The 25,771-nt window shown below is 61.1% G+C and carries 27 protein-coding genes and 1 pseudogene; 12 read left to right on the top strand and 16 right to left on the bottom strand.

Annotated elements, in window-relative coordinates:
* Positions 1–27 precede the first annotated feature (27 nt).
* Genes QN397_RS16415 through QN397_RS16445 form a run of 7 tightly spaced genes read right to left on the bottom strand, consistent with a single transcriptional unit; the run spans position 28 to position 6,645 of the window.
* Complete coding sequence (locus QN397_RS16415) at positions 28–549, bottom strand: molybdenum cofactor biosynthesis protein MoaE (RefSeq protein WP_323496316.1); 522 nt, start codon at positions 547–549, stop codon at positions 28–30.
* Between the two features lie 13 nt (positions 550–562).
* Positions 563–814: a MoaD/ThiS family protein gene (locus QN397_RS16420; protein ID WP_323496315.1), complete on the bottom strand. Its 252-nt coding sequence runs from the start codon at positions 812–814 to the stop codon at positions 563–565.
* Positions 815–845: 31 nt separating this feature from the next.
* Positions 846–2,063 (bottom strand): gephyrin-like molybdotransferase Glp, encoded by a 1,218-nt coding sequence (gene glp / locus QN397_RS16425; RefSeq protein WP_323496314.1) that lies wholly within the window; start codon positions 2,061–2,063, stop codon positions 846–848.
* A 28-nt stretch (positions 2,064–2,091) separates the two neighbouring features.
* Positions 2,092–2,634 (bottom strand): molybdopterin-guanine dinucleotide biosynthesis protein B, encoded by a 543-nt coding sequence (gene mobB / locus QN397_RS16430; RefSeq protein WP_323496313.1) that lies wholly within the window; start codon positions 2,632–2,634, stop codon positions 2,092–2,094.
* 6 nt (positions 2,635–2,640) lie between these two features.
* Positions 2,641–4,068: a threonine synthase gene (gene thrC / locus QN397_RS16435; protein WP_323496312.1), complete on the bottom strand. Its 1,428-nt coding sequence runs from the start codon at positions 4,066–4,068 to the stop codon at positions 2,641–2,643.
* A gap of 8 nt (positions 4,069–4,076) precedes the next feature.
* On the bottom strand, positions 4,077–5,399 hold the full coding sequence (locus QN397_RS16440; RefSeq protein WP_323496311.1) for a homoserine dehydrogenase: 1,323 nt from the start codon (positions 5,397–5,399) through the stop codon (positions 4,077–4,079).
* A gap of 22 nt (positions 5,400–5,421) precedes the next feature.
* Positions 5,422–6,645, bottom strand: a complete 1,224-nt coding sequence (locus QN397_RS16445) for a pyridoxal phosphate-dependent aminotransferase (RefSeq protein WP_323496310.1) — start codon at positions 6,643–6,645, stop codon at positions 5,422–5,424.
* A 99-nt stretch (positions 6,646–6,744) separates the two neighbouring features.
* Here QN397_RS16445 and QN397_RS16450 point away from each other — a divergent pair, with 99 nt between their 5' ends.
* The 3 genes from QN397_RS16450 (at position 6,745) to QN397_RS16460 (ending at position 9,719) form a co-directional block, all read left to right on the top strand.
* The gene (locus QN397_RS16450; RefSeq protein ID WP_323496309.1) at positions 6,745–7,131 is read left to right on the top strand and encodes an Mth938-like domain-containing protein; all 387 of its coding nucleotides are present in this window, start codon (positions 6,745–6,747) and stop codon (positions 7,129–7,131) included.
* Positions 7,132–7,252: 121 nt separating this feature from the next.
* Positions 7,253–7,729: a peroxiredoxin gene (locus QN397_RS16455; RefSeq protein ID WP_187052584.1), complete on the top strand. Its 477-nt coding sequence runs from the start codon at positions 7,253–7,255 to the stop codon at positions 7,727–7,729.
* A 187-nt stretch (positions 7,730–7,916) separates the two neighbouring features.
* A complete protein-coding gene (locus QN397_RS16460; RefSeq protein WP_323496308.1) occupies positions 7,917–9,719 on the top strand; it encodes a PhoH family protein in 1,803 nt (600 codons plus the stop codon).
* A gap of 159 nt (positions 9,720–9,878) precedes the next feature.
* Here QN397_RS16460 and dnaB read toward each other — a convergent pair whose 3' ends face one another.
* The 7 genes from dnaB to ppsA all read right to left on the bottom strand — a co-directional run bounded on the left by dnaB (position 9,879) and on the right by ppsA (position 16,252).
* Complete coding sequence (gene dnaB, locus QN397_RS16465; RefSeq protein ID WP_323496307.1) at positions 9,879–11,282, bottom strand: replicative DNA helicase; 1,404 nt, start codon at positions 11,280–11,282, stop codon at positions 9,879–9,881.
* Positions 11,283–11,505: 223 nt separating this feature from the next.
* Positions 11,506–11,958, bottom strand: a complete 453-nt coding sequence (rplI, locus tag QN397_RS16470) for a 50S ribosomal protein L9 (RefSeq protein ID WP_323496306.1) — start codon at positions 11,956–11,958, stop codon at positions 11,506–11,508.
* Positions 11,959–11,971: 13 nt separating this feature from the next.
* On the bottom strand, positions 11,972–12,253 hold the full coding sequence (gene rpsR, locus QN397_RS16475) for a 30S ribosomal protein S18 (RefSeq protein WP_068632397.1): 282 nt from the start codon (positions 12,251–12,253) through the stop codon (positions 11,972–11,974).
* 18 nt (positions 12,254–12,271) lie between these two features.
* Positions 12,272–12,580 (bottom strand): primosomal replication protein N, encoded by a 309-nt coding sequence (priB, locus tag QN397_RS16480; protein WP_323501425.1) that lies wholly within the window; start codon positions 12,578–12,580, stop codon positions 12,272–12,274.
* Positions 12,581–12,590: 10 nt separating this feature from the next.
* On the bottom strand, positions 12,591–12,965 hold the full coding sequence (gene rpsF, locus QN397_RS16485; protein WP_323496305.1) for a 30S ribosomal protein S6: 375 nt from the start codon (positions 12,963–12,965) through the stop codon (positions 12,591–12,593).
* A 126-nt stretch (positions 12,966–13,091) separates the two neighbouring features.
* Positions 13,092–13,655 carry a hypothetical protein gene (locus QN397_RS16490; RefSeq protein ID WP_323496304.1) on the bottom strand — a complete coding sequence of 188 codons (564 nt, stop codon included), beginning with the start codon at positions 13,653–13,655 and terminating at the stop codon, positions 13,092–13,094.
* Between the two features lie 203 nt (positions 13,656–13,858).
* Positions 13,859–16,252 carry a phosphoenolpyruvate synthase gene (ppsA, locus tag QN397_RS16495; RefSeq protein ID WP_323496303.1) on the bottom strand — a complete coding sequence of 798 codons (2,394 nt, stop codon included), beginning with the start codon at positions 16,250–16,252 and terminating at the stop codon, positions 13,859–13,861.
* 182 nt (positions 16,253–16,434) lie between these two features.
* Between ppsA and QN397_RS16500 the strand changes: the two genes are divergently transcribed.
* A complete protein-coding gene (locus tag QN397_RS16500; RefSeq protein ID WP_187052590.1) occupies positions 16,435–17,256 on the top strand; it encodes a pyruvate, water dikinase regulatory protein in 822 nt (273 codons plus the stop codon).
* Between the two features lie 43 nt (positions 17,257–17,299).
* On the opposite strand, the gene ahpF is transcribed toward QN397_RS16500, so the two are convergent.
* Both ahpF and ahpC read right to left on the bottom strand, forming a co-directional pair.
* On the bottom strand, positions 17,300–18,895 hold the full coding sequence (gene ahpF / locus QN397_RS16505; protein WP_323496301.1) for an alkyl hydroperoxide reductase subunit F: 1,596 nt from the start codon (positions 18,893–18,895) through the stop codon (positions 17,300–17,302).
* 87 nt (positions 18,896–18,982) lie between these two features.
* Complete coding sequence (ahpC, locus tag QN397_RS16510; protein WP_323496300.1) at positions 18,983–19,546, bottom strand: alkyl hydroperoxide reductase subunit C; 564 nt, start codon at positions 19,544–19,546, stop codon at positions 18,983–18,985.
* A gap of 276 nt (positions 19,547–19,822) precedes the next feature.
* Here ahpC and bfr point away from each other — a divergent pair, with 276 nt between their 5' ends.
* The 8 genes and pseudogenes from bfr to QN397_RS16550 form a co-directional block, all read left to right on the top strand.
* Positions 19,823–20,299 (top strand): bacterioferritin, encoded by a 477-nt coding sequence (bfr, locus tag QN397_RS16515; RefSeq protein WP_323496299.1) that lies wholly within the window; start codon positions 19,823–19,825, stop codon positions 20,297–20,299.
* Positions 20,300–20,514: 215 nt separating this feature from the next.
* Complete coding sequence (locus QN397_RS16520; RefSeq protein ID WP_323496500.1) at positions 20,515–21,180, top strand: PepSY-associated TM helix domain-containing protein; 666 nt, start codon at positions 20,515–20,517, stop codon at positions 21,178–21,180.
* Between the two features lie 21 nt (positions 21,181–21,201).
* Complete coding sequence (locus QN397_RS16525) at positions 21,202–21,735, top strand: DUF2271 domain-containing protein (protein ID WP_323501426.1); 534 nt, start codon at positions 21,202–21,204, stop codon at positions 21,733–21,735.
* A gap of 52 nt (positions 21,736–21,787) precedes the next feature.
* Positions 21,788–22,594, top strand: coding sequence for a DUF4198 domain-containing protein (locus QN397_RS16530; RefSeq protein ID WP_323496297.1), 807 nt, complete (start codon positions 21,788–21,790; stop codon positions 22,592–22,594).
* Positions 22,595–22,695: 101 nt separating this feature from the next.
* On the top strand, positions 22,696–23,676 hold the full coding sequence (locus tag QN397_RS16535; RefSeq protein WP_323496296.1) for an FAD:protein FMN transferase: 981 nt from the start codon (positions 22,696–22,698) through the stop codon (positions 23,674–23,676).
* Positions 23,673–25,121 (top strand): sulfite reductase subunit alpha, encoded by a 1,449-nt coding sequence (locus tag QN397_RS16540; protein ID WP_323496294.1) that lies wholly within the window; start codon positions 23,673–23,675, stop codon positions 25,119–25,121. Before QN397_RS16535 ends, QN397_RS16540 begins: the two co-directional genes overlap by 4 nt.
* A 117-nt stretch (positions 25,122–25,238) precedes the next feature.
* Entirely contained in the window at positions 25,239–25,511 is a 273-nt protein-coding gene (locus QN397_RS16545; protein ID WP_323496293.1) for a (2Fe-2S)-binding protein, read from the top strand.
* 95 nt (positions 25,512–25,606) lie between these two features.
* Positions 25,607–25,771: pseudogene (locus tag QN397_RS16550) on the top strand (energy transducer TonB); the annotation flags it as partial.

Consider the following 25,771-nt stretch of genomic DNA (forward strand, 5'->3'; position numbering starts at 1 on the left):
CGCAAGCAAACGAGAAATCAGGAGGGATCAGCCGTTGGTCGCGGCGATGCCCCAACGCGCGAGTGCCTTGTCGTCGGCAACGCGGGCATCGACCCAGCGCGCACCGTCGGGCGTCTGTTCTTTTTTCCAGAACGGAGCCTGCGTCTTCAAGTAGTCCATGAGGAATTCGCAGGCCTGGAAGCTTTCGCCGCGATGCGCCGACACCACCGCGACCATCATGATCTGCTCGAGCGGCTGCAACAGGCCGATGCGATGGATCACGCGGGCGCCGAGGATGTCGAAGCGACGGTGCGCTTCGTTGATCATGGCCTCGATGGCCTTCTCGGTCATGCCAGGGTAGTGCTCGAGCTCCATCGACGCCACGTCGGCCCCGTCGTTGCGATCGCGCACCGTACCGATGAAACTGCAGACGGCGCCGATGGCCGAATTGCTTGCGCGCAGAGCAGCGATCTCGGCCGCGAGATCGAAGTCTGCGGTTTGAACGAAGACGCGCGGCGGACCGCTCACCGATGCACTCACGGATGCGCCGATAGATGCGCTGGCGGACATGTGCCGGTCGCCTTCAGCCGCCGGTGACAGGCGGAAAGAACGCCACTTCAGCGCCGTCCAGCAGCACAGCGCTCTCTACACTCATCACCTGATCCAGCGCCATGCGGACTGCCTTGCCGCGCGCCAGCGCTTCGGCATAGGGAGCACCCCGCGCGATCAATTCGTCCCGCAACACAGCGAGCGTTTCGGCATTCGTCTCCACGGACTCGCTGGACTTCGCAAGAGCTTCGCGGACCGAGGCGAAGTAGCGGATCGAGATTTTCATGTGCGTCTTTGTTGCGGCGGTCATCGAGCGCTCATGCAATCAGCGAAGCGAACGGAATGAACTGCACGGTATCGCCCTTCTTGATCGGCTGGCCGGCCGGCGTGTCGACGACGCCATCACCCCACACGGCGGAGGTCAGCACGCCGGAGCTCTGATTTGCAAACAGATCCAGTCCGCCGTCGGCGTTGCGACGTGCGCGAAGGAACTCGCGGCGCCGGTCGGGGCGGGGCCAGTCGAAGTCTGAACGCATCGCGACAGATTCCACCGCCACGCGCGCCGCGCCTTGCAAGGTGAGGATGAAGGGCCGCACCAGTAACAGAAATGTCATGAAGCTCGACACCGGATTGCCGGGCAGCCCGGTGATGTGCGTGCCGTTGATGTTGCCGTAGGCAAACGGCTTGCCCGGCTTCATCGACAGCGACCAGAGCTGAAGTTCGCCGAGTGCCTGGATGGCGGCCTTGATGTGGTCTTCTTCGCCTACCGACACGCCCCCTGTCGTGATGATGAGGTCGTTGTTTGCCGCTGCTGTGCGCAGCGCATCGATGGTCGCATCGCGCCGGTCGGGCACGATGCCGAGATCGTTGACCTCGCAGCCGAGGCGATGCAGCAACGCTCGCATGAAGAAGCGGTTCGAGTTGTAGATAGAGCCCGGCTTCATCGCCTCGGGCGACACGTCGCCAGGCATCACGAGCTCGTCGCCGGTCGACAGCAGCGCGACGCGTGGGCGCTTTGAAACCGTCAGCCGATCGAAGCCGACGCTGGCTGCGAGACCGAGCGCTGCGGGCGTCAGGCGTTCGCCGCGCGCCAGCACGACATCGCCGGCGGCGACGTCTTCGCCGGCTCGGCGAATCCACTGGCCAGCGTCTGGCGCGACGTTGATGCACACGCTGCCGAGCCCGCCTTCCTGCGGCAACGTCGACGTGTCTTCCTGCATCACGATCGCGTCAGCCCCCTCGGGAATTTGCGCGCCAGTGAATATCCGGGCGGCGGTGCCGGCAGCGAGCGCCGAGCCGACAGTGCCAGCAGGAATGCGCTGCGTCACCTGCAAAACCGAATCGGCGGTGGCGCAATCGGCTGCTCGCACAGCGTAGCCATCCATCGCGCTGTTGTCGCGCGGCGGCACGGTCAGCGCCGAGACGACGTCTTGCGCCAGCACGCGTCCGTCTGCTTCGAAGGTGAGGACGCTTTCAGTGCCGACCGCGGGCGCGGCCTTGGCAAGCAGGCTGGCGACCGCCTCGTCGAGCGGCATCAAAGAAGGACGTGAGGTTGGCGCGGATTCAGGCATGGTGCTGGTTGTATTCGAAGCGATCGCCGCTGTCGATCAGCCAACGCGCCAGTGCTTCGGCATCGTTCAGGTCGAACACCGGCAGCGGCGTGGGCGCAGGCAGTCGGGTCGCGTCGTCGGTCGCGATGCCGACGATGAAGCGATCGTCAATGTAGTGCGCGGTGCGTGCCGGCTCACCGTCTTGTGCTGCACGCCAGACCTCGATCTTGGGCAGGTCGGCATGCCGAAAGCCTTCGACAAAAACCCAGTCGATTCGGGCATCGAGTTCGGCGATGAGGTCATGGACCGAAAGCTGCGTCGGCTGTTCGAACTCGCGCATCAACGCGAGCCGTTTGTCCGACGCCACTACTACCTCGAAGGCGCCCGCCTCACGATGACGGTAGGTGTCCTTGCCCGGACGATCGACATCGAACTTGTGGTGCGCATGCTTGACGACCGAGACGCGTGGGCCCTGTCGCCTCAACACCGGTATCAAGCGCTCGACCAGCGTGGTCTTGCCCGCGCCGGAATATCCGGAAAAGCCGATCGCTTTCATGCCGACTCAGTCCGAGTTTTGCGCAATGTAGGCTTTGATGGCTTCCGCGTCGGCCGGCAATTTGACGACACGCTTGGGCAATGCCTCGATGCCTTCGAAGCCGGCCGGCCGCTCCGGCTCACGACCCAGTGCCTCGACGATCGTTGCTGCGAACTTGATCGGCAGAGCCGTCTCCAGCACGATCATCGGCACGCCCTGCGTGAGGTGTTCGCGCGCAGCCTTGAGGCCGTCGGCGGTGTGCGTGTCGATGAGCGTTGCAAAGCGCTTGTCGGTGTCGCGAATCGTGGCGAGCCGGTCGGCGTGCGTGCTGCGGCTGCTTTTGAAACCAAACCGCGTGGCCGTCAGTGCGAACGCCGGATCGTCGCTTAGGTCGAAACGGCCAGTGCGTGCGAGCTCGGTGTCGAACAAGCTGTGTAAACGCTTCGCGTCGCGGCCCAGCAAGTCGAACACGAAGCGCTCGAAGTTGCTGGCCTTGCTGATGTCCATCGACGGGCTCGATGTTTCGTGCGTGTCGGCGGCCGCGCGCACACGGTAGACGCCGGTGCGAAAGAACTCGTCGAGCACATCGTTCTCGTTGGTGGCGACCACCAGCGTGTGGATCGGCAGGCCCATCATCCGCGCGACGTGCCCAGCGCAGACGTTGCCGAAATTGCCGGAGGGCACCGCGAAGCTCACCTGCTTGTCGTTCCCATCTTTCGCTGCCGGCGTCGCCTGGAAATAACCAGCGAAGTAGTAGACGACCTGCGCCAGCAGCCGCGCCCAATTGATCGAATTGACCGTGCCGATCTTGTACTTGCGCTTGAAAGCGAGGTCGTTCGACACCGCCTTCACGATGTCCTGGCAATCATCGAAAACGCCGGCGATCGTGATGTTGTGAATGTTGGCGTCTTGCAGGCTGAACATTTGTGCCTGCTGAAACGGGCTCATGCGGCCTTCGGGTGACGTCATGAAAACGCGCACGCCCTTTTTGCCGCGCATCGCGTATTCGGCCGCGCTGCCAGTGTCGCCACTGGTCGCACCAAGGATGTTGAGTTCGGCGCCACGGCGCGCCAGTTCGTACTCGAACAAATTGCCGAGCAACTGCATCGCCATGTCCTTGAAGGCGAGCGTCGGGCCGTTCGAGAGGGCTTCGAGGTACACGCCGTCTTCGAGCTCGCGCAGCGGCACGATCTCGTCGCTGCCAAAGACTTCAGCGGTGTACGTCTTAGCGCAGAGCGCTCTCAGATCGGCCGGCGGAATGTCGTCGATGTAGAGCGACAGGATCTCGAATGCGAGTTCGGCATAGGGCAGATCGCGCCACTTCGCCAGCATGGCCGAATCGACCTCCGGATAGTGCTCGGGCAGATACAGGCCACCGTCAGGTGCCAAGCCTTCAAGCAGGATCTCGCAAAAGCGTTTGCGATCGGGGTGACCGCGCGTACTCAGGTAGTTCATCGATTCGATCAGCTCAGTTCTTCTTTGCGAATCCGCACGATCGGCGCCAGCACCGTCGGCAGCGCCTGCAGCTCGGCAATCACGTCGTTGACCGTGCCCTCACGCGCGTCGTGCGTGAGGATAATGAGGTCGGTTTGCGTCGAGCCCTCGCCGCCCACCTCGTCGGCTTCGCGCTGAAGCACGGCGTCGATGCTGATGCCGGCGGTCGCCAGCAGGCCGGTCACCTTGGCGAGCACGCCGGCCTGATCGGCCACGCGCAGGCGCAGGTAGTAGCTGGTGACGACTTCGGTCATCGGCAGCACCTTGAGGTCGCTCATCGCGTCGGGATGGAAAGCCAGATGCGGCACGCGGTGCGCGGCGTCGGCCGTGTGCAGGCGCGTGATGTCGACCAGGTCGGCGATCACCGCACTGGCGGTAGGCTCGCTGCCCGCGCCCTTGCCGTAGTACAGCGTGTTGCCCACCGCATCGCCGTTGACCAGCACGGCGTTCATCGCGCCTTCGACGTTCGCCAGAAGGCGCTTCGACGGCACCAGACTCGGGTGTACGCGCAGCTCGATGCCGTTGGGCATGCGCTTGGTGATGCCGAGCAGCTTGATCCGGTAGCCGAGTTGTTCGGCGTACTTGATGTCTTGCGCGGACAGCTTGGTGATGCCCTCGACGTGCGCCTTGTCGAACTGCACCGGAATGCCGAAAGCGATCGCGCTCATCAGCGTGACCTTGTGCGCCGCGTCGACACCTTCGATATCGAAGGTCGGGTCGGCTTCTGCGTAGCCGAGGCGTTGCGCATCCTGTAGCGCAGTTGCAAAGTCGAGACCCTTGTCTCGCATCTCCGACAGAATAAAGTTGGTCGTGCCGTTGATGATCCCGGCAATCCACTGGATGCTGTTGGCAGTGAGCCCTTCGCGCAGCGCCTTGATGATCGGGATGCCGCCTGCGACTGCGGCTTCGAAAGCGACCATCACGCCCTTGGCGTGTGCAGCCGCAAAAATCTCGGTGCCGTGCACTGCGAGCAGCGCCTTGTTGGCGGTGACCACGTGCTTGCCGGCCGAAATGGCCTCGAGCACGAGTTGCCTTGCAACGCCGTAGCCGCCGATGAGTTCGACCACGATGTCGATGTCCGGATTGGCGATGACGGCGCGCGCATCGTTCACGACCTGCACGGCGTCGCCGACGACGGCTTTGGCGCGCTCGGTGTCGAGGTCGGCCACCATCGTGATCTCGATACCGCGGCCGGCCCGGCGTTTGATTTCTTGCTGGTTGCGCTCAAGCACCTTGAAGGTGCCGCTGCCTACCGTGCCGATGCCGAGCAGGCCTACTTGGATGGGTTTCATTCTTGGAAATCTCGTCGAAAAATCAGGCGTTGCGCGTGCGGTAGCGTTCGAGAAACTTGGCGATGCGGTTGATCGCTTCGCGCAGGTCTTCTTCATGCGGCAAAAACACGATGCGGAAATGGTCTGGCGTGGCCCAGTTGAAGCCGGTTCCTTGCACCAGCATCACCTTGGTTTCCTTCAGCAACTCGAGAAAGAAAATCCGGTCGTCGTCGATCGGGTAGACCTTCGGGTCGAGCTTGGGAAACATGTAGAGCGCAGCCACCGGCTTTACGCAGGTCACGCCGGGAATGGCGGTGATCAGCTCGTACGCCAGGTCGCGCTGGCGGCGCAAGCGCCCTCCCTTTCCCACCAGATCGTTGATGCTCTGGTAGCCGCCGAGAGCGGTTTGAATCGCCCACTGGCCCGGCACATTGGCGCACAGCCGCATGTTGGAGAGCATGTTGAGCCCCTCGATGTAGTCGAGCGCCTCCTTCTTGTCGCCCGACACCACCAGCCACCCTGCGCGGTAGCCGCACGAGCGATAGCTCTTGGAAAGCGAGTTGAAGGTGAGCGTGAGCACGTCGGTGCTCAGGCTGGCAATGGCGGTGTGCTTGACGCCGTCGTACAGCACTTTGTCGTAGACCTCGTCGGCCAGCAGCACCAGGCCATACTCACGCGCGATGTCGACGATGGCCTTCAGAATCTCGTCGGAATAAAGTGCGCCGGTCGGGTTGTTCGGGTTGATGACGACGATGCCCTTTGTGCGCGGCGTGATCTTGGAACGCAGGTCGTCCAGGTCGGGCATCCAGCCGTTCGCTTCGTCGCACAGGTAGTGCACCGGCGTACCGCCGGACAAGCTCGACACCGCAGTCCACAGCGGATAGTCCGGCGCCGGCAGCAACAGCTCGTCGCCATCGTTCAGCAGTGCGTTGGTGGCCATGGCAATGAGCTCGCTTGCGCCGTTGCCCAGATAGATGTCGTCGAGCGTGACGCCGGCGATGCCCTGCTTTTGCGTTTCGTGCATCACCGCCTTGCGCGCTGCGAAGATGCCCTTGCTGTCCGAGTAACCCGCCGACGCCGGCAGATTGCGGATCATGTCTTGCTGCACCTCCTCAGGTGCGTCGAAGCCGAACATGGCGAGGTTGCCGATGTTGAGCTTGATGATCTTCTGGCCCTCTTCTTCCATCTGCTTGGCGGCGTCCATGATCGGACCGCGGATGTCGTAGAGAACGTTGGCCAGCTTGGCCGATTTCTTGATTTGCTTCAAAACGGAAAGCCCTCCCGGGCGGGTTGCTCGAAAGGCCCTGCGGGGCCTCGTGTCACTGGAGAAAACCTATAATTTGACCACAGTTCGCACCCCCGCCAGATGAAGCTCCAGCCCGATAAATCCGACGTTCAGACTCTCACCGCGCACGGCCCTGGCTGGGTCGCGATCAACAATGAAAAAGTCGAGGGCAGCATCGTGGTGGGCTCGCGCGGCGAGCGCTTCGAGTGGGGCTGCACCAGCTTCGACCAGATCGGTGCCGAGCACTTTGCCCAACTCGCTGCGCTGGGGGCCGAGCTCATCATTTTCGGCAGCGGCAAGCGCATCCGGTTCCCGCAAGCGGCGTGGCTTCAGCCGTTGATGGCAAAGCGCACCGGCGTCGAGACGATGGACACTCCCGCTGCCTGTCGCACCTACAACATCCTGGCCGGTGAAGGGCGCCACGTGGTGGCCGCCCTGCTGGTCGAGCCGCCCGACGGTGCCGGATAGTTCTCTTTTCGGGGTAAAATCGCGGGTTGCGACACGGCGAGCTGCCCTCAGTTAGCAACGACCAATCCTTCACTTCGACGAGTGTGCTCGCAAGTGAAACCCAACGGAGAAAACAAGTTTCATGGCGATCGTTGTCAACAAACCCATCCCTGAATTCGATGCCAATGCCACTGGTGGCCTCAAGGTTTCGAACACTTCGCATCTCGGTCACGTACTGGTGATGTACTTCTACCCCAAAGACAACACCCCTGGTTGCACGACTGAAGCAATGCAGTTCCGCGACCGGTTCAAGGACTTCGTGAAGGCTGGTGCCACTGTGTTTGGCGTGTCCCGCGACAACATGAAATCGCATGACGAGTTCAAGGCCAAGCTCGAGCTTCCTTTCGAGCTGATCGCCGACACCGAAGAGAAGATGTGCCACATGTTCGGCGTGGTCAAGAACAAGATCATGTACGGCAAGAAGGTCAAGGGCATCGAGCGCAGCACCTTCCTGATCGGCGCCGATGGCATTCTGAAGGCCGAATGGCGCGGCCTCAAGGTTCCAGGCCATGTCGACGACGTGCTCAAGGCCGTTAAGGCCCTGAAAAAAGCCGCGTGAAAATGCGGTTCGTCGCTGTTTGACTGTTGCAGCCGCAACACGAACGGCTTCGGATGCGTCATCCGTGGTGTGCATAATGGCCTCATGCCGTTGAGGTCCACGACCGCATTCCTCGAACAAAGCCGCCTTGGCCTTAAGGCGGCTTTTTCGTTTTCTGGTTCCCCCTATCCTGCGAGCGAACTTCCACATGCCCTTGCCTCCTGCCCCTACGAAACGCGCCGCCCTGCTCTCTCCCGACGCGCTGGACGCGCCGGCGCATTCATCGCAAAAGGCGCCCCGACGCGGTGGCGGCCGCCACGCTGACGAAGCGCCGGTCGCCGGCACGCAGCCGCTGGAATTGTTAGATCGCCGCCCTGCCGACGCAGGCGGCGGGTCCAACACCGGACCGGCCCAGCAAATCGAGACGAAGCCACGCCCCGTCGTCAGGGCGGAACTGTCACCCGAACCGACGCAAGCCAGGGCCGAACGCACGCCTTCGCCGGCTCAGACGCCAGTGCCTGCGCCCGCGCCGGTTACACGTGCACGGCCAGAGCGCGCACCGCAGGACAGCGCGCGGCCGCGCCGCGCAAAGTCATCAGGCCCGGCCAAGCTGTTCGTGCTGGACACCAACGTGCTTCTGCACGATCCAATGTGTCTGTTTCGCTTCGAAGAGCACGACATTTTCCTGCCGATGATCGTGCTCGAAGAGCTGGACAGTCACAAGAAAGGCACGACCGAAGTCGCGCGCAATGGCCGCCAGACCAGCCGCACGCTGGACGCACTGGCCGGCGCCAAGGATGCCGATATCACCAAGGGGCTGAAGCTCGACGCCACCGGCCATCGGGGTGCGGGTGGCAAGCTGTTCTTTCAGACGGCGCCACTCGATTACTCGCTGCCGACCAGCCTGCCACAAGGCAAGGCGGACAACCAGATCCTGGGTGTGGTGCAGGCGCTGCGCGACCTCTATGCGCAGGACGCACCAGGTCGGCCGAAGCAGGAAGTGGTCCTGGTGTCGAAGGACATCAACATGCGCGTCAAGGCGCGCGCACTGGGCCTTGCGGTCGATGATTACCAGAACGACAAGACGCTCGAAGACGGCGACCTTTTGTACGCCGGCTCCTTCGCCCTGCCGCTCGACTTCTGGACGCGTCAGAGCAAGACGGTCGAAAGCTGGCAGAGCGGCAGCACGACCTTCTATCGCATCAGTGGCCCCATCGTGCCCAACCTGTACATCAACCAGTTCGTGTACTTCGAGGCGCCCGGCGAGCCGAGCATGTACGCGCGCGTGACTGAAATCCGGGAGAAGACCGCGGTGCTCAAGACGCTCAAGGACTACAGTTCCGGCAAGAACGCAGTGTGGGGCGTGGCAACCCGCAACCGCGAGCAAAACTTCGCGATGAACCTGCTGATGGACCCGGATATCGACTTCGTCACGTTGACCGGTACCGCCGGCACGGGCAAGACACTGATGGCGCTGGCGTCGGGCCTCACGCAGGTGCTCGACGATCGGCGCTACACCGAGATCATCATGACTCGCGCCACGGTAAGCGTGGGCGAGGACATCGGCTTTTTGCCAGGCACCGAAGAAGAAAAGATGGGCCCGTGGATGGGTGCACTGGACGACAACCTCGAGTTCCTGGCCAAGGGCGATGGCGGCGGCGCCGGCGAGTGGGGCCGCGCGGCCACTAATGAGCTGATCCGCAGCCGCATCAAGATCAAGAGCATGAACTTCATGCGCGGGCGGACGTTTCTGAACAGGTACGTGATCGTCGACGAGGCACAGAACCTGACGCCCAAGCAGATGAAGACGCTCATCACCCGAGCCGGACCGGGCACCAAGATCATCTGCATGGGCAACCTCGCGCAGATCGATACGCCGTACCTGACCGAAGGCTCGTCGGGTCTGACTTTCGCAGTCGACAAGTTCAAGGGATGGCCGCACGGCGGCCACATCACGCTGGCGCGCGGCGAGCGTTCGCGACTCGCGGACTTCGCCAGCGAAGTGCTCTAGGCGAACGCGCATCACCGAAAGAGCCCGCGCTGCCGATGGTTGCGCGGGCTCTTTCGTCTACAAAAAAACTCGTTGCAATGATGTTGTCAGGAGGCGTGCGTCAGCATCACCGAGTCTTGCCGCGATGTTGCGGCGCCTGCAGGTTGATACGGTGCCGCGCTAGTACTCGTACCCGCCGCCGCTCGCCAGACTCTCGAACTTGGTGATCGGTTTCAGGAACGCAAGCTTGATGGTGCCGGTTGGCCCGTTTCGTTGTTTGCTGATGATCACTTCTGCAACGCCCGGCTCTTTCGAGTCCTTGTTGTAGTAGTCGTCGCGGTAGATGAACATGATCACGTCAGCGTCCTGCTCGATGGCGCCCGACTCGCGCAAGTCGCTCATCATCGGACGCTTGTCGGTGCGGCTTTCAACACCGCGACTCAACTGCGACAGCGCGATCACGGGGCACTTCAGCTCCTTGGCGAGCATCTTCAAACCGCGAGAGATTTCGCCCACCGCAGTGGCACGATTTTCATCGCTCATCGATGTCGAGACGCTCATGAGCTGCAGGTAGTCGACAACGATCAGGCCCAGCTGTCCGCAGGTGCGGGCCAGCCGCCGCGCGTTGGCGCGCAGTTCACTTGTCGTGAGGCCCGGCGTATCGTCGATATGCAGCGAGATGTTTCGCAGTTTCTCGATGGCTTCGGTCAAGCGCGGCCACTCTTCGTCGGTCAGCTTGCCGGTGCGCAGATGCGTCTGGTCGATGCGGCCGATGGAACCGACGATCCGCACCGCAAGTTGCGAGGCACCCATTTCCATCGAAAACACCGCGACAGGCAGGCCTTCGTTGAGCGCAACGTGCTCGGCAATATTGATCGCCAGGGCGGTCTTGCCCATCGAAGGGCGAGCGGCCAGCACGATCATGTCGCCCGCCTGAAAGCCTGAGGTCATCCGGTCGAGGTCCACAAAGCCGGTCGGCACGCCCGTGATGTCGTTCGGGTTGTCTGCCATCTCGGTCACGCGATCGAGCAGTTCGACCACCAGGGAATCCATCCCCTGGAAACCCTGTTTCATGCGCGAGCCTTCCTCGCCGATGTTGAAGATCTTTTGCTCGGCCTCGTCTAGGATTTTGTCGACGGCTTTGCCTTGCGTATTGAAGGCGTTGGTGGCGATCTCGTCGCTGGCCGAAACCAGCTTGCGCAAGATCGAGCGCTCGCGAACGATCTCCGCATAGCGTCGGATGTTGCTCGCGCTCGGGACGTATTGCGCGAGCGAATTCAGATAGACGAGACCACCGATTTCGTCGGCCTTGCCGAGGTTCTGCAAGTGCTCGTAGACGGTTATCACGTCCGCCGGCTTAGTCGCATTGATGAGTGCGCCGACCGACGCGTAGATCAGCTTGTGCTCATAGCGATAGAAGTCGCTGTCGACCAGCAGGTCGCCCATCCGGTCCCATGCGTTGTTGTCGAGCAGCAGGCCGCCGAGCACGCTCGACTCCGCTTCGATGGAATGCGGCGGGATGCGAAGTTGCGCAACCTGACGGTCGGAAGAATCGTTTTCGGCGAAAGAAAAAACAGCGGACATGGGGCCTCGAATTGGAACGGCATGCTACGCCCACGACGGGCGCAGCGTCCATGCACAACGCTGTGCATGTGCTGTGTATCTGCTGTGCAAAACCCTGTGCACAGGCGCTGAACAACATGGAAAAGCTGGGTGACCGTCGACGGGACAAAGAAAAAGCCGCCCGGAGGCGGCTTTCGCAGCAGCGCACCTCTGTGCGCTCCATCAACCTGGTTTCAGGCCTGGATCAGGCGGTTTCGCCGTACACCGTCACGGTGATGTCGACCACCACATCGGTGTGGAGCGCCACGCTCACAGTGCTGTCACCGACAACCTTGATTGGACCGTTGGGCATACGCACTTGCGACTTGGCAACCTTGTAGCCCTGCTTGTTCAACTCTTCGGCGATATCACCATTGGTGACCGAGCCGAACAAACGACCGTCGACGCCAGCTTTTTGCGTGAGCTTGATGGCCGTGCCGCCGAGCTTTTCGCCTTGGGCCTGCGATTCGGCGAGCTTGGTAGCCGCCGCTTTTTCGAGATCGGCGCGCTTGGCGGCGAATTCGGCCTTGTTGGTTTCCGTGGCGCGACGAGCGCGGCCCGACGGAATCAGGAAGTTACGTGCGTAGCCGTCCTTGACCTTGACGATATCGCCGAGGGCGCCGACGTTGACGATCTTGTCCAGAAGAATGATTTGCATGGTGTCGAACTCCTTAGACGCGGTGCTGGTCGCTGTACGGCACCATTGCGAGGAAGCGTGCACGCTTGATCGCGGTGTTGAGCTGGCGCTGATAAATAGCGCGGGTGCCGGTCAGTCGTGCGGGAATGATCTTGCCGTTTTCGCTGATGAAATCGCGCAGGGTGTCGATGTCCTTGTAGTCGATCTCTTCGACATTCGCGACGGTAAAGCGGCAGAAACGCTTGCGCTTGAACAGCAGCGACTGGGTGTTGCGCTTCGGACGCTTGTCTTTGTTGAATTTCTTGAACGTGGCCATGATGGGACCTCTCGAAAATTAATCTTGCTGAAAATCCTGGATGTGCAGTACGGGATGCTTACCGTTGCCGGGAGTCGCCAGAAAGCCCTGAAATCGCCAGAGACTTCCCAACGCCTGACTTGCGAGTCGCTCGGCGGTTGTGCCGAACGCCACGGCCTTCAAAGCCGCCTTCACCTGCCTGGCCTGCCCTGCTTCTTCGATCTTCGATTCATGGTCGAGCCGAAGATCAATGGCGGGCAAGCCGGATGGCGTGAATCGCAAGGCACCGAGTTCGGCGACCACGGCTGTCAGCAGGAGCTGATTGGCCGCGACCGCTTTATCGGTCACCGTCACACCATCAGTTGTTGTTGTTCGCGTACTCGGCTTGTTGGGCCTTGCGAGCCTCTTCGCGCTCGACCGTCTTCATCATCGACGAAGGACCGGTATCGGCCTTCTTCTTGACCACGGTCAGGTGGCGCAGCACGGCGTCGTTGAACTTGAACGCGTGTTCGAGTTCTGCCATCACGGTTTGCTCAGCTTCGATGTTGACGCACAGGTAGTGAGCCTTGCTGAGCTTGTTGATCTGATAGGCCAGTTGGCGGCGGCCCCAGTCTTCGACGCGGTGGATCTTACCGCCACCGGTCGTGATGAGACCCTTGTAGCGCTCCAGCATGGCCGGAACTTGTTCGCTTTGATCCGGATGGATCAGCAGGATGATTTCATAGTGACGCATAGCACTCCTTGTGGAATTTTCCTCGAAACGAGGGGAAAGCCACCCGCAGCGTCGGACGCGGTGTGGCAAGGGAAAGCCCACGATTATAGCAGTCACCCCTCCCATGACGCACTTCGCGTGCCTGCATCAGCCTTCGAGTGCGCGGTCGAGTTCAGCGGCTTTGTCCGCGCCAACGGCTGTGCGGATCTTTGGCGCCAATGCCAGGAGCTCGTCGTACGTGGAGGTGCCCTCGACCGACAGGTTCAAGCGAAAACCGCGCAACCCGAGTGATCCGGTCAGCCGCGTCGCAATGGGATAAGCGTCCTGATATCTTTGTTGGCGCGAGCGCGTGGACGTTGGCTGCAACGGGGCAGCAGCAAGAAAGGCGGGGGCGGCCGCCGGGGACGACAACGGCGCGGGTGAAAACGGCTGGGTTGCTTGTACAGGCGCGGGACGGCTGGGAGCAGGAGCGGGCTCCGCCGATACAGATCGAGCCATCCCATGCGCGCCCATTCCGGTAAGCAGCGCGAGCAACCCCAAATCAACCATGTGATCGAGATCTTCTTGCGAGATTCCCATGCCGGCCGCGAGCACGTCGTCGATCGAACGCCTGCCGTCGCACAGGATGAAGGCCGAGCGCTGCCGCGGCGTCAGCCGCACCGAACGGTCCTTCAACGTCTGCTGACCCGAGTCGGTCTTGACAAGAATCATGATTTCGATGGTCCCGAAGTGAATGGTCGATTGCCGCCAGCGCATCGGTTGCTACCAACACGGCCAGACGCGCTTCATCGATTTCGGAGTTTGACATCAAAAAAGCATTTGGTTGCAATTACACGAAACTGACGCGGGCATTGCGTCAGCAGTGTGAATAAATTGGCAGCACAGGCGCAACAGCCGCGCGCTGCCTGGCAGGCTCAGCGGGCCGCCAGCTGCTTCCATGTGTCGATCACGCTGTCTGGATTGAGAGAGATGGATTCGATCCCCTGCTCAGCAAGCCACATCGCGAAGTCCGGGTGGTCGCTCGGACCCTGACCGCAAATGCCGACATATTTTCCTTGGGCCTTACATGCCTTGATGGCGCGGCTCAGCATGGCTTTGACCGCCGGGTCGCGCTCGTCGAAGTCGGCCGCCAAAAGCTCCAGGCCGGAATCGCGGTCCAGTCCCAACGTCAGCTGCGTCAGGTCGTTCGAGCCGATGGAAAACCCGTCGAAGAACTCCAGGAACTCATCCGCCAGGATGGCGTTGCTTGGCACTTCGCACATCATGATGATCTTGAGGTCGTTCTCGCCGCGCTTGAGACCTTCGGCTGCCAGCAGGCCGGTCACGCGCTCGGCTTGACCCAGCGTGCGCACGAACGGCACCATGATCTGAACGTTCACCAGGCCCATCTCGTTGCGCACCCGCTTCAACGCTTCGCACTCCATCAGGAAGGCTTCGCGGAAATCGTCGCTGATGTAGCGAGCGGCACCTCGGAAGCCGAGCATCGGGTTCTCTTCTTCCGGCTCGTAACGCGAACCGCCAATCAGCTTGCGGTATTCGTTCGACTTGAAATCAGACAGTCGCACGATCACAGGCTTGGGCCAAAAGGCTGCGGCAATGGTGGCGATGCCTTCGGCCACCTTGTCGACGTAAAAAGCGCGTGGCGACGCATGGCCTCGCGCCACCGATTCGACGGCCTTCTTCAAGTCGTTGTCGACGTTGGGATAGTCGAGGATCGCCTTAGGGTGCACGCCGATGTTGTTGTTGATGATGAACTCGAGCCGCGCCAACCCGACCCCATGGTTCGGGAGTTGCGCAAAGTCGAAAGCAAGCTGCGGGTTACCGACGTTCATCATGATCTTCAGATCGATGTCCGGCATCGTGCCGCGCTCGACCTCGGTCACTTCGGTTTCGAGCAAGCCGTCGTAGATGAAGCCCGTATCGCCTTCCGCGCAACTTACAGTGACGAGTGTTCCTTCTTTCAGCAGATCCGTCGCGTCCCCGCAGCCAACGACGGCCGGAATGCCGAGCTCGCGCGCAATGATGGCGGCGTGGCAGGTGCGCCCGCCGCGATTGGTCACGATGGCGGCTGCGCGCTTCATCACCGGCTCCCAGTTGGGGTCGGTCATGTCGGTCACGAGCACGTCGCCAGCCTGGACCTTGTCCATCTCGCTGATGTTGTAGACAAGGCGAACTGGCCCCGTGCCGATCTTCTGGCCGATCGCGCGGCCTTCGGCCAGCACTGCACCCTTGCCCAGCAGCTTGTACCGTTGCTCGGCTTTGCCTTGCTGCTGGCTCTTCACTGTTTCAGGCCGCGCTTGCAGAATGTACAGATGGCCGTCGGTGCCGTCCTTGCCCCACTCGATGTCCATCGGGCGACCGTAGTGCTCTTCGATGACCAGCGCGTACCTGGCGAGTTGCTCGACGTCGGCATCGGTCAGCGAATAGCGGTTGCGCTGTTCGGTAGGCACGTCGGTCGTCTTGACCAACTTGCCGCTCGCCTTTTTCTCATCGGCGCTGGCGAATTCCATCTGGATCAGCTTCGAGCCGAGGTTGCGGCGGATCACCGCGCGCTTGCCGGCACGCAAGGTCGGCTTGTGCACGTAGAACTCGTCGGGATTGACGGCGCCCTGCACCACCGTTTCACCCAACCCATAACTCGAAGTGATGAACACCACGTCTTCGAAGCCAGACTCGGTGTCGATGGTGAACATCACGCCCGCCGCGCCCAGGTCAGAACGCACCATCCGTTGCACGCCAGCCGACAGCGCCACCACGTCATGGGCAAATCCCTTGTGCACGCGGTAGCTGATCGCACGGTCGTTGTAGAGGGAGGCAAACACTTCCTTCATCTTGTGCAGCACGTCTTCGACACCGACCACGTTGAGGAAGGTTTCTTGCTGTCCAGCGAAGGAAGCATCGGGCAAGTCTTCGGCCGTTGCCGACGAACGCACGGCAAAACTGGCTTGCGGGTTGCCCGCGCTCAGCGTGGCAAAGGCGTCGCCGATGGCTCTCTGCAAGTTGTCGGGAAATGGCTGAGCTTCGACCATCGACCGGATCTCCGCGCCGACCTTGGCCAGCTCGCGAACGTCTTCAGTGTCAAGCTTGGCGAGCACAGCGCTGATCTTGCCGGCCAGTCCGTCATGAGCCAGGAACTCGCGAAAGGCGTGGGCTGTGGTCGCAAAACCGGTCGGTACGCGCACGCCTTGAGGCAACTGCGAAATCATCTCGCCGAGACTGGCGTTCTTGCCGCCCACCGACTCGACGTCGGTCATTCTCAGATTCTCGAACGGTACGACCAGGGCGGTCGCTTCGAATAGTTCAGACATGGGGAAGCTCCAGAAGTTAAAACCGGTGCCGCATGCAGTCGACTCAGCACGATCGTTCTCGTTGCTCTGGGTGCGTAGGCGTTCTGCATGGGATGTGTGGAGAGCGGGAAGCAGATTCCCGATAATGGGCCGAATTGTAGGCGTGGCACCGTTGTACGCGCCGCAGGACAAGGCCGCAGATCATGCAAACCCGTACCGTTTTCTTCATCTCCGACGGCACCGGCATCACTGCCGAAACCTTCGGCAACGCCGTTCTGGCCCAGTTCGAAATGAAGCCGCGCCACGTTCGGCTGCCCTTTACCGACACGGTCGACAAGGCGCACCAGGCTGTCAGGCAAATCAACCATACGGCGGAGATCGAGGGCGTACGGCCGATCGTCTTCACCACCATGGCGAACATGGAGGTGCTCGAGGTGATTGAAACCGGCAGCAAGGGCATGCTGCTCGACATGTTTGGCACCTTCGTGCGCCCACTGGAGATCGAGCTGGGCGTCAAGTCCAATCACCGCATCGGGCGCTTCAGCGATGTAAGCAAGAGCAAGGAATACACCGCGCGAATCGCAGCGATCGACTTCAGCTTGGCCCACGACGATGGCCAGAGCAATCGCGACCTCGAAGGCGCGGATGTCATTCTGGTCGGTGTGAGCCGAAGCGGAAAGACGCCGACATCGCTCTATCTGGCCATGCAGCATGGCCTCAAAGCCGCCAACTACCCGCTGATTCCGGAAGACTTCGACCGGCGCCAGCTGCCGCCAGCGCTGCTGCCTCATCGCAAGAAGATGTTCGGGCTTACGATCCAGCCCGAGCGCCTCGCTGAAATCCGCAATGAGCGCCGACCGAACTCACGTTACGCAAGCCTCGAGAACTGCCGGCACGAAGTAAGTGAAGCAGAGGCGATGATGCGGCGTGCTGGCGTTCGCTGGCTGTCGACCACCACCAAGTCGATCGAAGAAATCGCGACCACGATCCTTCAGGAACTGCGGCCCGAACGACTCGTCTATTAGCCGCTCAGACCGCCGCGCTTCCTGCTAGGAGTGCTTGTCGCATTCAGGCGGCGACAGCGACCTTCGGTTGCGCAGATTCTTCCTCGACCGGTGCCGTCGTTCGAATCAGGTGATCGAACGCACTGAGCGCAGCCTTTGCACCATCACCCGCGGCGATGATGATCTGCTTGAACGGCACCGTCGTTGCATCGCCGGCAGCGAACACGCCGGGCACCGAAGTCTGCCCCCGTGCGTCGACGATGATTTCGCCGTGCTTCGACAGTTCGACCACGCCCTTGAGCCAATCGGTATTCGGCACGAGGCCGATCTGGATGAAGACACCTTCGAGCGCGACCGTGCGCAATTCACCCGATACGCGATCCTTGTAGAGCAGACCATTGACTTTTTGGTCGCCGGTGATCTCCGTGGTCTGCGCATTGGTGAAGACCTCGACGTTTTTCAGGCTCATCAGCTTGCGCACGAGCACTGCATCTGCGCGCAGTGCCGTGTCGAACTCGATGAGAGTCACATGACCGACGATACCCGCCAAATCGATGGCCGCTTCAACACCCGAATTGCCGCCGCCGATCACCGCAACGCGCTTGCCCTTGAAGAGAGGGCCGTCGCAGTGCGGGCAGTACGCCACACCCTTGTTCTTGAATTCGTGCTCACCGGGCACGTTGATGTTGCGCCAGCGAGCGCCCGTTGAAATGATGATTGACCGGCTCTTCAGCGACGCGCCGCTTTCCAGCTGCACCTCGATGAATTCCTTGCCCGGCACCAGTGCCTTGGCGCGCTGCAAATTCATGATGTCGACGTCGTAATTGCGAACGTGCTCCTCGAGTGCGTGGGCGAACTTCGGGCCTTCGGTTTCTTTGATAGAAATGAAGTTTTCGATGCCCAGGGTGTCGAGCACCTGACCTCCGAATCGCTCGGATGCAACGCCAGTGCGAATACCTTTTCGCGCTGCGTACACGGCGGCAGCGGCACCAGCCGGTCCGCCACCGACGATCAGCACGTCGAACGGGTCCTTGGCGTCGATCTTCTTCGCTTCACGCTCCACGCCGCTGGTGTCGATCTTGGAGAGAATTTCCTCGAGCGTCATGCGGCCCTGGCCGAACTCGGTGCCGTTCAGGAACACGGTCGGCACGGCCATGATCTGGCGCTCCTTGACTTCGTCCTGGAAGGTGCCGCCTTCGATCATCGTGGTGCGGATGCGCGGGTTCTGCACCGCCATCAGATTGAGTGCCTGCACGACGTCGGGGCAGTTGTGGCAGGTCAGCGAAACGTAGATCTCGAATTCGAAATCGCCGTCGAGCGCCTTGATCTGGTCGAGGATGGCTTGCTCGACCTTGGGGGGATAGCCGCCGATCTGCAACAGGGCCAGGATCAGCGACGTGAACTCGTGGCCCATCGGCAAGCCGGCAAAACGCGGACCGTGGTTCTCGCTCGGGCGATTCACCGAGAAAGAGGGTTTGCGATGCCTGTCGTCGCGGCTCTCGGTCAGCTTGACGAGCGGGGACGATTCAGCGACGTCCTTCAGCAACGACAACAGCTCACCCGAGGCATTGCTGTCGTCCAGCGAGGCGACGATTTCGATCGGCTGCGTCGCACGTTCGAGGTAACTTTTCAGTTGGGCTTTGGTGGCGGTGTCGAGCATGACGAATTCACTTCTTTAAGAACGAACTTCTGTAGAAACAAAAAAGCCCGGGAGCAAACGCGCCCGGGCTCGGGCGCAGGTTGGTGCTTAAATCTTGCCGACGAGGTCGAAGGACGGCGCAATGGTCTTGTCGCCTTCGTTCCATTTAGCGGGGCAGACTTCATTTGGATGTGCAGCGGTGTACACAGCGGCCTTGAGCTTGCGGAGTGTTTCCTTCACATCTCGGGCGATTTCGTTGGAGTGCACTTCAGCGGTCTTGATGATGCCGTCCGGGTTGACCACGAAGGTACCGCGCAAAGCCAAGCCTTCTTCTTCGATATACACATCAAAGCCCTTGGCGAGCACGTGCGTCGGGTCACCTACCAGCGGGAACTTGGCCTTGCCAACGGCAGGCGAGGTGTCGTGCCAAACCTTGTGCGAGAAATGGGTGTCGGTGGTCACGATGTAAACCTCTGCACCCAACTTCTGAAATTCAGGATAGTTGTCGGCCGCGTCTTCGACTTCAGTTGGGCAGTTAAAGGTGAACGCAGCCGGCATGAAAATCAGCACCGACCACTTGCCCTTGAGCGACTCGTTGGATACCTCGATGAATTTGCCGTTGAGATAGGCTTGGGTCTTGAAGGGGACGATCGCGGTATTGATCAAAGACATACTGTTTTCCTTGGTGGCTGGTAAAAAAGACAGCTCATAGAGAGCCTTTCACTAGTGTAACTACCAATAGCGCTGAACTTATAGCTATGGGTTATTCCAAGGATTGCGCGCCACTATGAAGCTCGGAGTGTCCGGCAAGGGCTCGTTCACGCACGACCGCGTGCCAACGCGAACGTGTATCAGCATCACACGCGTTCAGACGCGGCGAAGCATGGAATTGCTTGCCCCGACGGGCTTCAACCTCTGACAATCCCCCTTCAGAAAAAGGAAAAGATCATGAAGGGCGACCCACAAGTCATCGAACACCTGCAGGCTCAGCTTAAAAACGAGCTCACTGCAATCAACCAGTATTTCCTGCACTACCGCATGCTCAAGCATTGGGGTCTGGACAAGCTGGCCAAGAAGGAATACGAAGAATCGATCGGCGAGATGAAGCATGCCGACTGGCTGATGGACCGCATCTTCATGCTCGACGGCTTGCCCAATCTGCAGGACCTCGGCAAGCTCAATATTGGCGAAGACGTACCAGAGCTGTTGAACTGCGACCTCGGTGCAGAAACCGCAGCGCAAGCGACCATCAAGGCCGGCATCGCACATTGCGAATTGGTACGCGACTATGTCTCGCGTGATCTGCTGCAGAAAATCCTCGACGACACCGAGGAGCACATTGATTTTCTTGAAACGCAGATCGATCTGGTCGGCAAGGTTGGACTACAAAATTACCTGCAGAGCCAGATGGGCCAACACGAATAAGGCGGCATTTTCTCGACAACAAAGCGGGGCCTCGGCCCCGCTTTGTTTTTTGGCTTTACCTGCCGCTTACCCAAGCTACCTTGCTATCTATTCGATAGCTCCGCTGGCAATCAGGCGGGGCTATGCGAGCCATTCTCCCCACCATAAATCTGCCTCCCAAACGCTATCGTAAATAGTATTCATTCTCATTTGTGAGGATAGAATTGCAGCCTCCGATGACAGCAGCAGTCCCCTCCTCCGCCATTGACAACCGCCGACGCGCCTACTGGCTCAAGACACTGCACGAGTGGCACTGGGTGAGTTCGGCGATGTGCCTGATCGGGTTGATTCTTTTCAGTGTGACTGGCTTCACCCTTAACCACGCAGGCCAGATCGAAGCCAAGCCGGCCGTCACCAATCGCCACGCGAAGCTCGACGCGGCACTGCAGTCCAGGCTTGAAAGTCGAACCGCAGTAGTCAAGGCAGATAAAGCGAGCAAAGGCAGAGCGCCCATGCCGGTCGAACTGCATTCATGGCTACAGAAACAGTTTGCGGTCGACACCTCGGGCCGCGACGCCGAATGGTCCGATGACGAGATCTATCTATCGCTGCCCCGTCCCGGTGGCGATGCGTGGTTGCGTGTGAGCCTTACCGACGGCGATGCCGAATACGAGCGCACCGACCGAGGCTGGCTCTCCTATCTGAACGATCTCCATAAAGGCCGCAACACCGGAAAAGCGTGGAGCTGGTTCATCGACATTTTTGCAGGCGCCGCGTTGGTCTTCTCGATCACCGGCCTGTTCATTCTCAAGATGCACGCGGGCAACCGACCGTTCACCTGGCCGATGGTCGGCATGGGCTTCGTCATTCCTGTGGTGCTTGCGCTGCTCTTTATTCATTGACTCCTTTCCAAGAGGTTTTACGTGCAACTTCGCTATGCCCTGGCCCCGCTCACCGCTTCGGTCCTGTTCGCCGCCCCGGCCCTCGCTGGCGGCTTGGGCGTGAACATCGAGGTGCCGCGCCTTAGCGGGTCGGAATACCACCGCCCTTACGTTGCCGCGTGGATCGAACGTGCCGACAATTCGCTCGAAGCCACGCTCGCGGTCTGGTACGACGTGCGCACCAAGACCAACAACCCCGAAGGCGAAGGCACCAAGTGGCTGAAAGATCTGCGCCAGTGGTGGCGCCGCGGTGGACGAGAGCTCGCAGTGCCTGCCGACGGCATCACGGGCGCCACCAAGCCGGTCGGCAAACAACAACTCAACTTCACCGAAGGCACGGGTGCGATGCCCAAGCTCGCTGCGGGCTCATACAAGCTGGTGGTCGAAGCCGCACGCGAAGCCGGTGGGCGCGAAGTCGTGAGCATCCCGTTCCAGTGGCCGCCGAATTCCTCACAGCCCATGGTGGCAACGGGCAAGGAAGAGCTGGGCGAAATTACTCTTCAACTCAAACCGTGATTCGGGCAAACGTCAAGATTGATCGATCCACTCTCAGTCACCGGAGTCAGCTATGAAAATTTCCGTTCTCTCGACCGCCGCCACGGCCCTCGCCCTTACCACCGTGCTCGGAACGGCCCAAGCGCACAACGCCTGGTTACTGCCTTCGACCACTGTCTTTTCAAAGGCCGACGTGGTCAGCATCGATGCTGCCGTGTCGAACGATCTGTTTGTCGCTAACCACGCTCCGCTGCGTCTTGACGGTCTTTTGATCACAGCGCCGGACGGCAGCACGATCAAACCCGAGAACGAAGCCAAGCTCAAGCAACGAACCGTGTTCGACGTCGCTGTGGCGCAGCCGGGCACTTACCGCATTGCGGTCATCAATTCGGGCGCGTTCGCTTCCTGGAAAGACAAGGCCGGTGCGCAAAAACGGGCGCGCGGCACGGCCGAAACCATCGCCAAGGAAGTCCCGGCCGACGCGACCGATGTGGTCATCTCGCAATCTACGGGCCGCATCGAAACCTTCGTTACCGTCGGCAAGCCATCTGTACTGAAGCCGATCGGCCAAGGACTGGAACTCATCTCGACCGGAAGTCCGACCGATCTCGTCAAGGGCGAGAAGACGAGCTTCACGCTGAACCTCGACGGCCAGCCCGCCAAGGATCTCGAAGTGACGGTGACCGCCGGCAACACGCAGTATCGCGACAAGCTGCAGGAAACGAAGATCAAGACCGACGCCAAAGGTCAGTTCACCGTGACCTGGCCGATGGCCGGCATGTACTGGCTCGACGCCAGCACCAAAGACAATAAGACCACCGTGCCGCAAGCCAAAGAACGACGTCTGAGCTACGCGGCGACGCTGGAAGTCATGCCCTGAACGTGCATCGCGACCTTGCTCATTCAAGCTTAGACGCGCCGGCTCGCTCTGCGGCGCCTTCTTTTGCCACTTGGCGTGCCGGCGGCTATGCCAATCTCGCGGTGCCGCGCCGAGCGGACCCGGTGCGCCTGCAGCAGCTGGGCGGTCGCACGATGGGCACGACATGGTCGCTGCGTTTCGACAACCCGCGCATGCTTCCATTGCCGCAAGTGCGTTCTGCTATCGACGAATCACTGGCGCGCGTGATCGCCCAGATGAGTCATTGGGAATCCGCATCGGACATCAGTCGATTCAACGCGGCGCCCGCAGGCTCGCGTCACACCATCGCCCGGGAGTTTCGTGATGTCTTGGTGTGCGCGCTACGGTGGGCCGAGGCCAGCGGCAACGCAATCGATCCCACGATCGGCGCGCTCGTTGGCTGTTGGGCATTCGGTCCGGACGCGGACGAGTCGACAGCGGCATTCGTTCCGTCGGCCGAGGCAGTCGCCGAGGCACGCGCGCGCACCGGGTGGCAAGGGCTTGCCTTCGATGCGGCCACCGCGACTTTGCTCCAGCCGGGCGGCTTGGCGCTCGATTTTTCAGGCATCGCAAAAGGCTTTGCCGTCGACCATTGTGTTGCGTCGCTTCACGCAATCGGGCTGCATGACTTTCTGATGGAGATCGGTGGCGAACTCCGCGGCGCCGGACGGCGACCAGACGGTCGTCCATGGCAAGTCATGATCGACTCGTCGCTTTCCGAAACCGACGGCACGCCGCAACGTGTGCAACTCAACGACCTTGCCATCGCAACGTCCGGCGACCGCTGGCACACGCGCGAGCGCGACGGCAGGCGCTGGTCGCACACCATCGATCCACGCAGCGGCGAGCCGGTTTCAAACGAACTCGCTGCGGTGACCGTGCTGCATCGGTCCTGCATGGAAGCAGACGCACTGGCGACAGTGCTCACGGTTCTCGGGCCCGTCGACGGCATGGCGTTTGCGGAGACGGGCGACATCGCCGCACGATTCGTTTGCCGGGGCACCGACGCGCTGGACGTGCGCGCCAGCTCGGCGTGGAATTCACGCGATACCTTGGCGCAATGAGCGACATGTTGGTCCGCACGGTGGGCGCAGGCGCGACGCTGCTGGGCTACGCCGCGTTGTGTTCGGCGGTGTTCATCAGGCAGCGCAGACGGCACGCTGCAAAGCGTCTCGCGGCGCAAGCGCTGGCCGGCGATGGAACCACAGAACCAGCACTGGTCCTGTTCGCCAGCCAGACCGGGCAAGCCGAATCGATCGCTTGGGAAACCGCGCGCTGGTTGCACGACGCCGGCACGTCGACGCGTGTATTGCCGCTCGACGAGGTCGATGCGACGACGCTCGAAAGCGCAAAACGCGCCTTCGTTATCGCCAGCACCTATGGCGAAGGCGATGCGCCGGATGGCGCCGCCGTCTTCGCCGAGAAAGTGATGGGCCTGTCGCTGAAACTGCCGGCGCTGCGCTACGCCGTCCTCGCTTTGGGCGACCGTGGCTACGACAATTTCTGCGGCTTCGGGCGAGACATCGACAAGTGGCTGACACGCACCGGCGCCCGACCGATGGTGGCGCGCATCGATGTCGACAACGGAGATCCGGCGGCCCTGGCCCAATGGCGGGCGCATTGGCGAACCCCGGCTACAGACGACGCGGTCAGCTCAGGTGAAACAACTCCGAGTGGCGCGGCAACCGGTGAAACCAGCCTGTTCGCTCCCTGGCAGCTTGTCTCGCGAGTGCTGTTGAACGCCGGCAGCGCTGGCGCGCCGATCTATCAACTCGCGTTCGGACCGCCGCGCAGCGTTGTTGCGGACTGGCGTTCCGGCGACCTCGTGCAGATTCAGCTTGCTGGCGATGCCGGGAGGCTGCGCGACTACTCCATCGCATCGATCGCCATCGATGGTCAGCTCGAATTGATGGTGCGGCAAGAGCAACACCCCGATGGCACGCTGGGTGCGGCATCGGGCTTGCTGACCTCGACTCTCTTGATCGGCGACACGGTTGCGATGCGCCTTCGGCCGCACGCGCGTTTTCGGCTCGAGGGCAACGCCAATCGGCCGCTCATCCTCATCGGTAATGGAACTGGCCTTGCCGGCCTGCGCAGCCACCTGCGAGCGCGAGATCCACAGGGCGCAATCGATACCGCGTCTCCAATCGCTGCCAGCCGGAAAGCGTCCGCTGCTACGGCAGACAACTGGTTGATCTTCGGCGAGCGCAACGCTGCGCACGACTTTCTCTGTCAGGCGGAGATTGAGGCTTGGCAGGTCAATGGTCATTTGCAGCGTCTGGACATGGTTTTTTCGCGCGATCAGACCGAGCGACTCTATGTTCAGCACCGGTTGCTGCGCCACGCCGACGAACTGACGAACTGGGTTAAGCGCGGCGCGGCGATCTACGTGTGTGGCAGCGTGAAAGGCATGGCGTCGGGCGTGGATTCGGCGCTAAGGCAAATCCTCGGCGACGCGGAAGTCAATGCGCTTTCGCGCGAAGGCCGCTATCGGCGTGATGTGTATTGAAAGCCTGAGGGCCCGGACGAGGGTTCGAGCTATTGACCAATAGCGATTGCAAATGCGAGAGATTCGTATTTATAATCATGCTCCTTCAACAGCCAGCCAATCTGCCGCTTCACCGCCATGATCGTTTGCGTTTGCCGCCGAGTCTCTGATCGTGACATCGCACGCCATGCGCGCGCTGGCATGACCTTCGATGAAGTGCAGTTCGAACTCGGCGTAGCCACCCAGTGTGGTCAGTGTGAAGGTTGCGCGCGAGATGTCGTCGCGCAGTGCAGCGCATCGCATCCGGTCGCCGCGTTGAACCGCGAAACCGGGCATCAGTCGATCCAGCTTGCTAATTCCATTTCGGAAAGCAAAGCATGGAACTCTTCTCGGCACTCGGTGGCAGCCTGATTTTCGTGGCCGGCTCGGTCTGGTGGATATTTCGCAAGTAAATCGCGGTTTCTGCTGCATCGCGGGCACGTTTTGGCGTGCGCGCTCTCGAATGGTTGATCGTGTCTGACCGCTTTTCTTCACCGCCAACCGCGCTGGGCTTGTCCCGAAACACCGTCATCGCTGGTGGCGTCGTACTCTTTCACCTTGCCGCACTGTGGGCGTTGCAAGCAGGCCTGATTCGCAAGGCAGCGGAGATCGTCATCCCGGTGGAAATAATC

Origin of the sequence: Variovorax sp. RTB1 (assembly GCF_035018765.1) — a bacterium.
In the GTDB taxonomy this organism is placed as follows: Bacteria; Pseudomonadota; Gammaproteobacteria; order Burkholderiales; family Burkholderiaceae_C; genus Variovorax.

What these genes read in the sequence shown, in the direction of transcription:
- QN397_RS16415 (WP_323496316.1), bottom strand. Translation starts at nt 549, where the DNA reads ATGTCCGCCAGCGCATCTATCGGCGCATCCGTGAGTGCATCGGTGAGC.
- QN397_RS16420 (WP_323496315.1), bottom strand. Translation starts at nt 814, where the DNA reads ATGAAAATCTCGATCCGCTACTTCGCCTCGGTCCGCGAAGCTCTTGCG.
- glp (WP_323496314.1), bottom strand. Translation starts at nt 2,063, where the DNA reads ATGCCGCTCGACGAGGCGGTCGCCAGCCTGCTTGCCAAGGCCGCGCCC.
- mobB (WP_323496313.1), bottom strand. Translation starts at nt 2,634, where the DNA reads ATGAAAGCGATCGGCTTTTCCGGATATTCCGGCGCGGGCAAGACCACG.
- thrC (WP_323496312.1), bottom strand. Translation starts at nt 4,068, where the DNA reads ATGAACTACCTGAGTACGCGCGGTCACCCCGATCGCAAACGCTTTTGC.
- QN397_RS16440 (WP_323496311.1), bottom strand. Translation starts at nt 5,399, where the DNA reads ATGAAACCCATCCAAGTAGGCCTGCTCGGCATCGGCACGGTAGGCAGC.
- QN397_RS16450 (WP_323496309.1), top strand. Translation starts at nt 6,745, where the DNA reads ATGAAGCTCCAGCCCGATAAATCCGACGTTCAGACTCTCACCGCGCAC.
- QN397_RS16455 (WP_187052584.1), top strand. Translation starts at nt 7,253, where the DNA reads ATGGCGATCGTTGTCAACAAACCCATCCCTGAATTCGATGCCAATGCC.
- QN397_RS16460 (WP_323496308.1), top strand. Translation starts at nt 7,917, where the DNA reads ATGCCCTTGCCTCCTGCCCCTACGAAACGCGCCGCCCTGCTCTCTCCC.
- dnaB (WP_323496307.1), bottom strand. Translation starts at nt 11,282, where the DNA reads ATGTCCGCTGTTTTTTCTTTCGCCGAAAACGATTCTTCCGACCGTCAG.
- rplI (WP_323496306.1), bottom strand. Translation starts at nt 11,958, where the DNA reads ATGCAAATCATTCTTCTGGACAAGATCGTCAACGTCGGCGCCCTCGGC.
- rpsR (WP_068632397.1), bottom strand. Translation starts at nt 12,253, where the DNA reads ATGGCCACGTTCAAGAAATTCAACAAAGACAAGCGTCCGAAGCGCAAC.
- rpsF (WP_323496305.1), bottom strand. Translation starts at nt 12,965, where the DNA reads ATGCGTCACTATGAAATCATCCTGCTGATCCATCCGGATCAAAGCGAA.
- QN397_RS16490 (WP_323496304.1), bottom strand. Translation starts at nt 13,655, where the DNA reads ATGATTCTTGTCAAGACCGACTCGGGTCAGCAGACGTTGAAGGACCGT.
- ppsA (WP_323496303.1), bottom strand. Translation starts at nt 16,252, where the DNA reads ATGTCTGAACTATTCGAAGCGACCGCCCTGGTCGTACCGTTCGAGAAT.
- QN397_RS16500 (WP_187052590.1), top strand. Translation starts at nt 16,435, where the DNA reads ATGCAAACCCGTACCGTTTTCTTCATCTCCGACGGCACCGGCATCACT.
- ahpF (WP_323496301.1), bottom strand. Translation starts at nt 18,895, where the DNA reads ATGCTCGACACCGCCACCAAAGCCCAACTGAAAAGTTACCTCGAACGT.
- ahpC (WP_323496300.1), bottom strand. Translation starts at nt 19,546, where the DNA reads ATGTCTTTGATCAATACCGCGATCGTCCCCTTCAAGACCCAAGCCTAT.
- bfr (WP_323496299.1), top strand. Translation starts at nt 19,823, where the DNA reads ATGAAGGGCGACCCACAAGTCATCGAACACCTGCAGGCTCAGCTTAAA.
- QN397_RS16520 (WP_323496500.1), top strand. Translation starts at nt 20,515, where the DNA reads ATGACAGCAGCAGTCCCCTCCTCCGCCATTGACAACCGCCGACGCGCC.
- QN397_RS16530 (WP_323496297.1), top strand. Translation starts at nt 21,788, where the DNA reads ATGAAAATTTCCGTTCTCTCGACCGCCGCCACGGCCCTCGCCCTTACC.
- QN397_RS16540 (WP_323496294.1), top strand. Translation starts at nt 23,673, where the DNA reads ATGAGCGACATGTTGGTCCGCACGGTGGGCGCAGGCGCGACGCTGCTG.
- QN397_RS16545 (WP_323496293.1), top strand. Translation starts at nt 25,239, where the DNA reads ATGATCGTTTGCGTTTGCCGCCGAGTCTCTGATCGTGACATCGCACGC.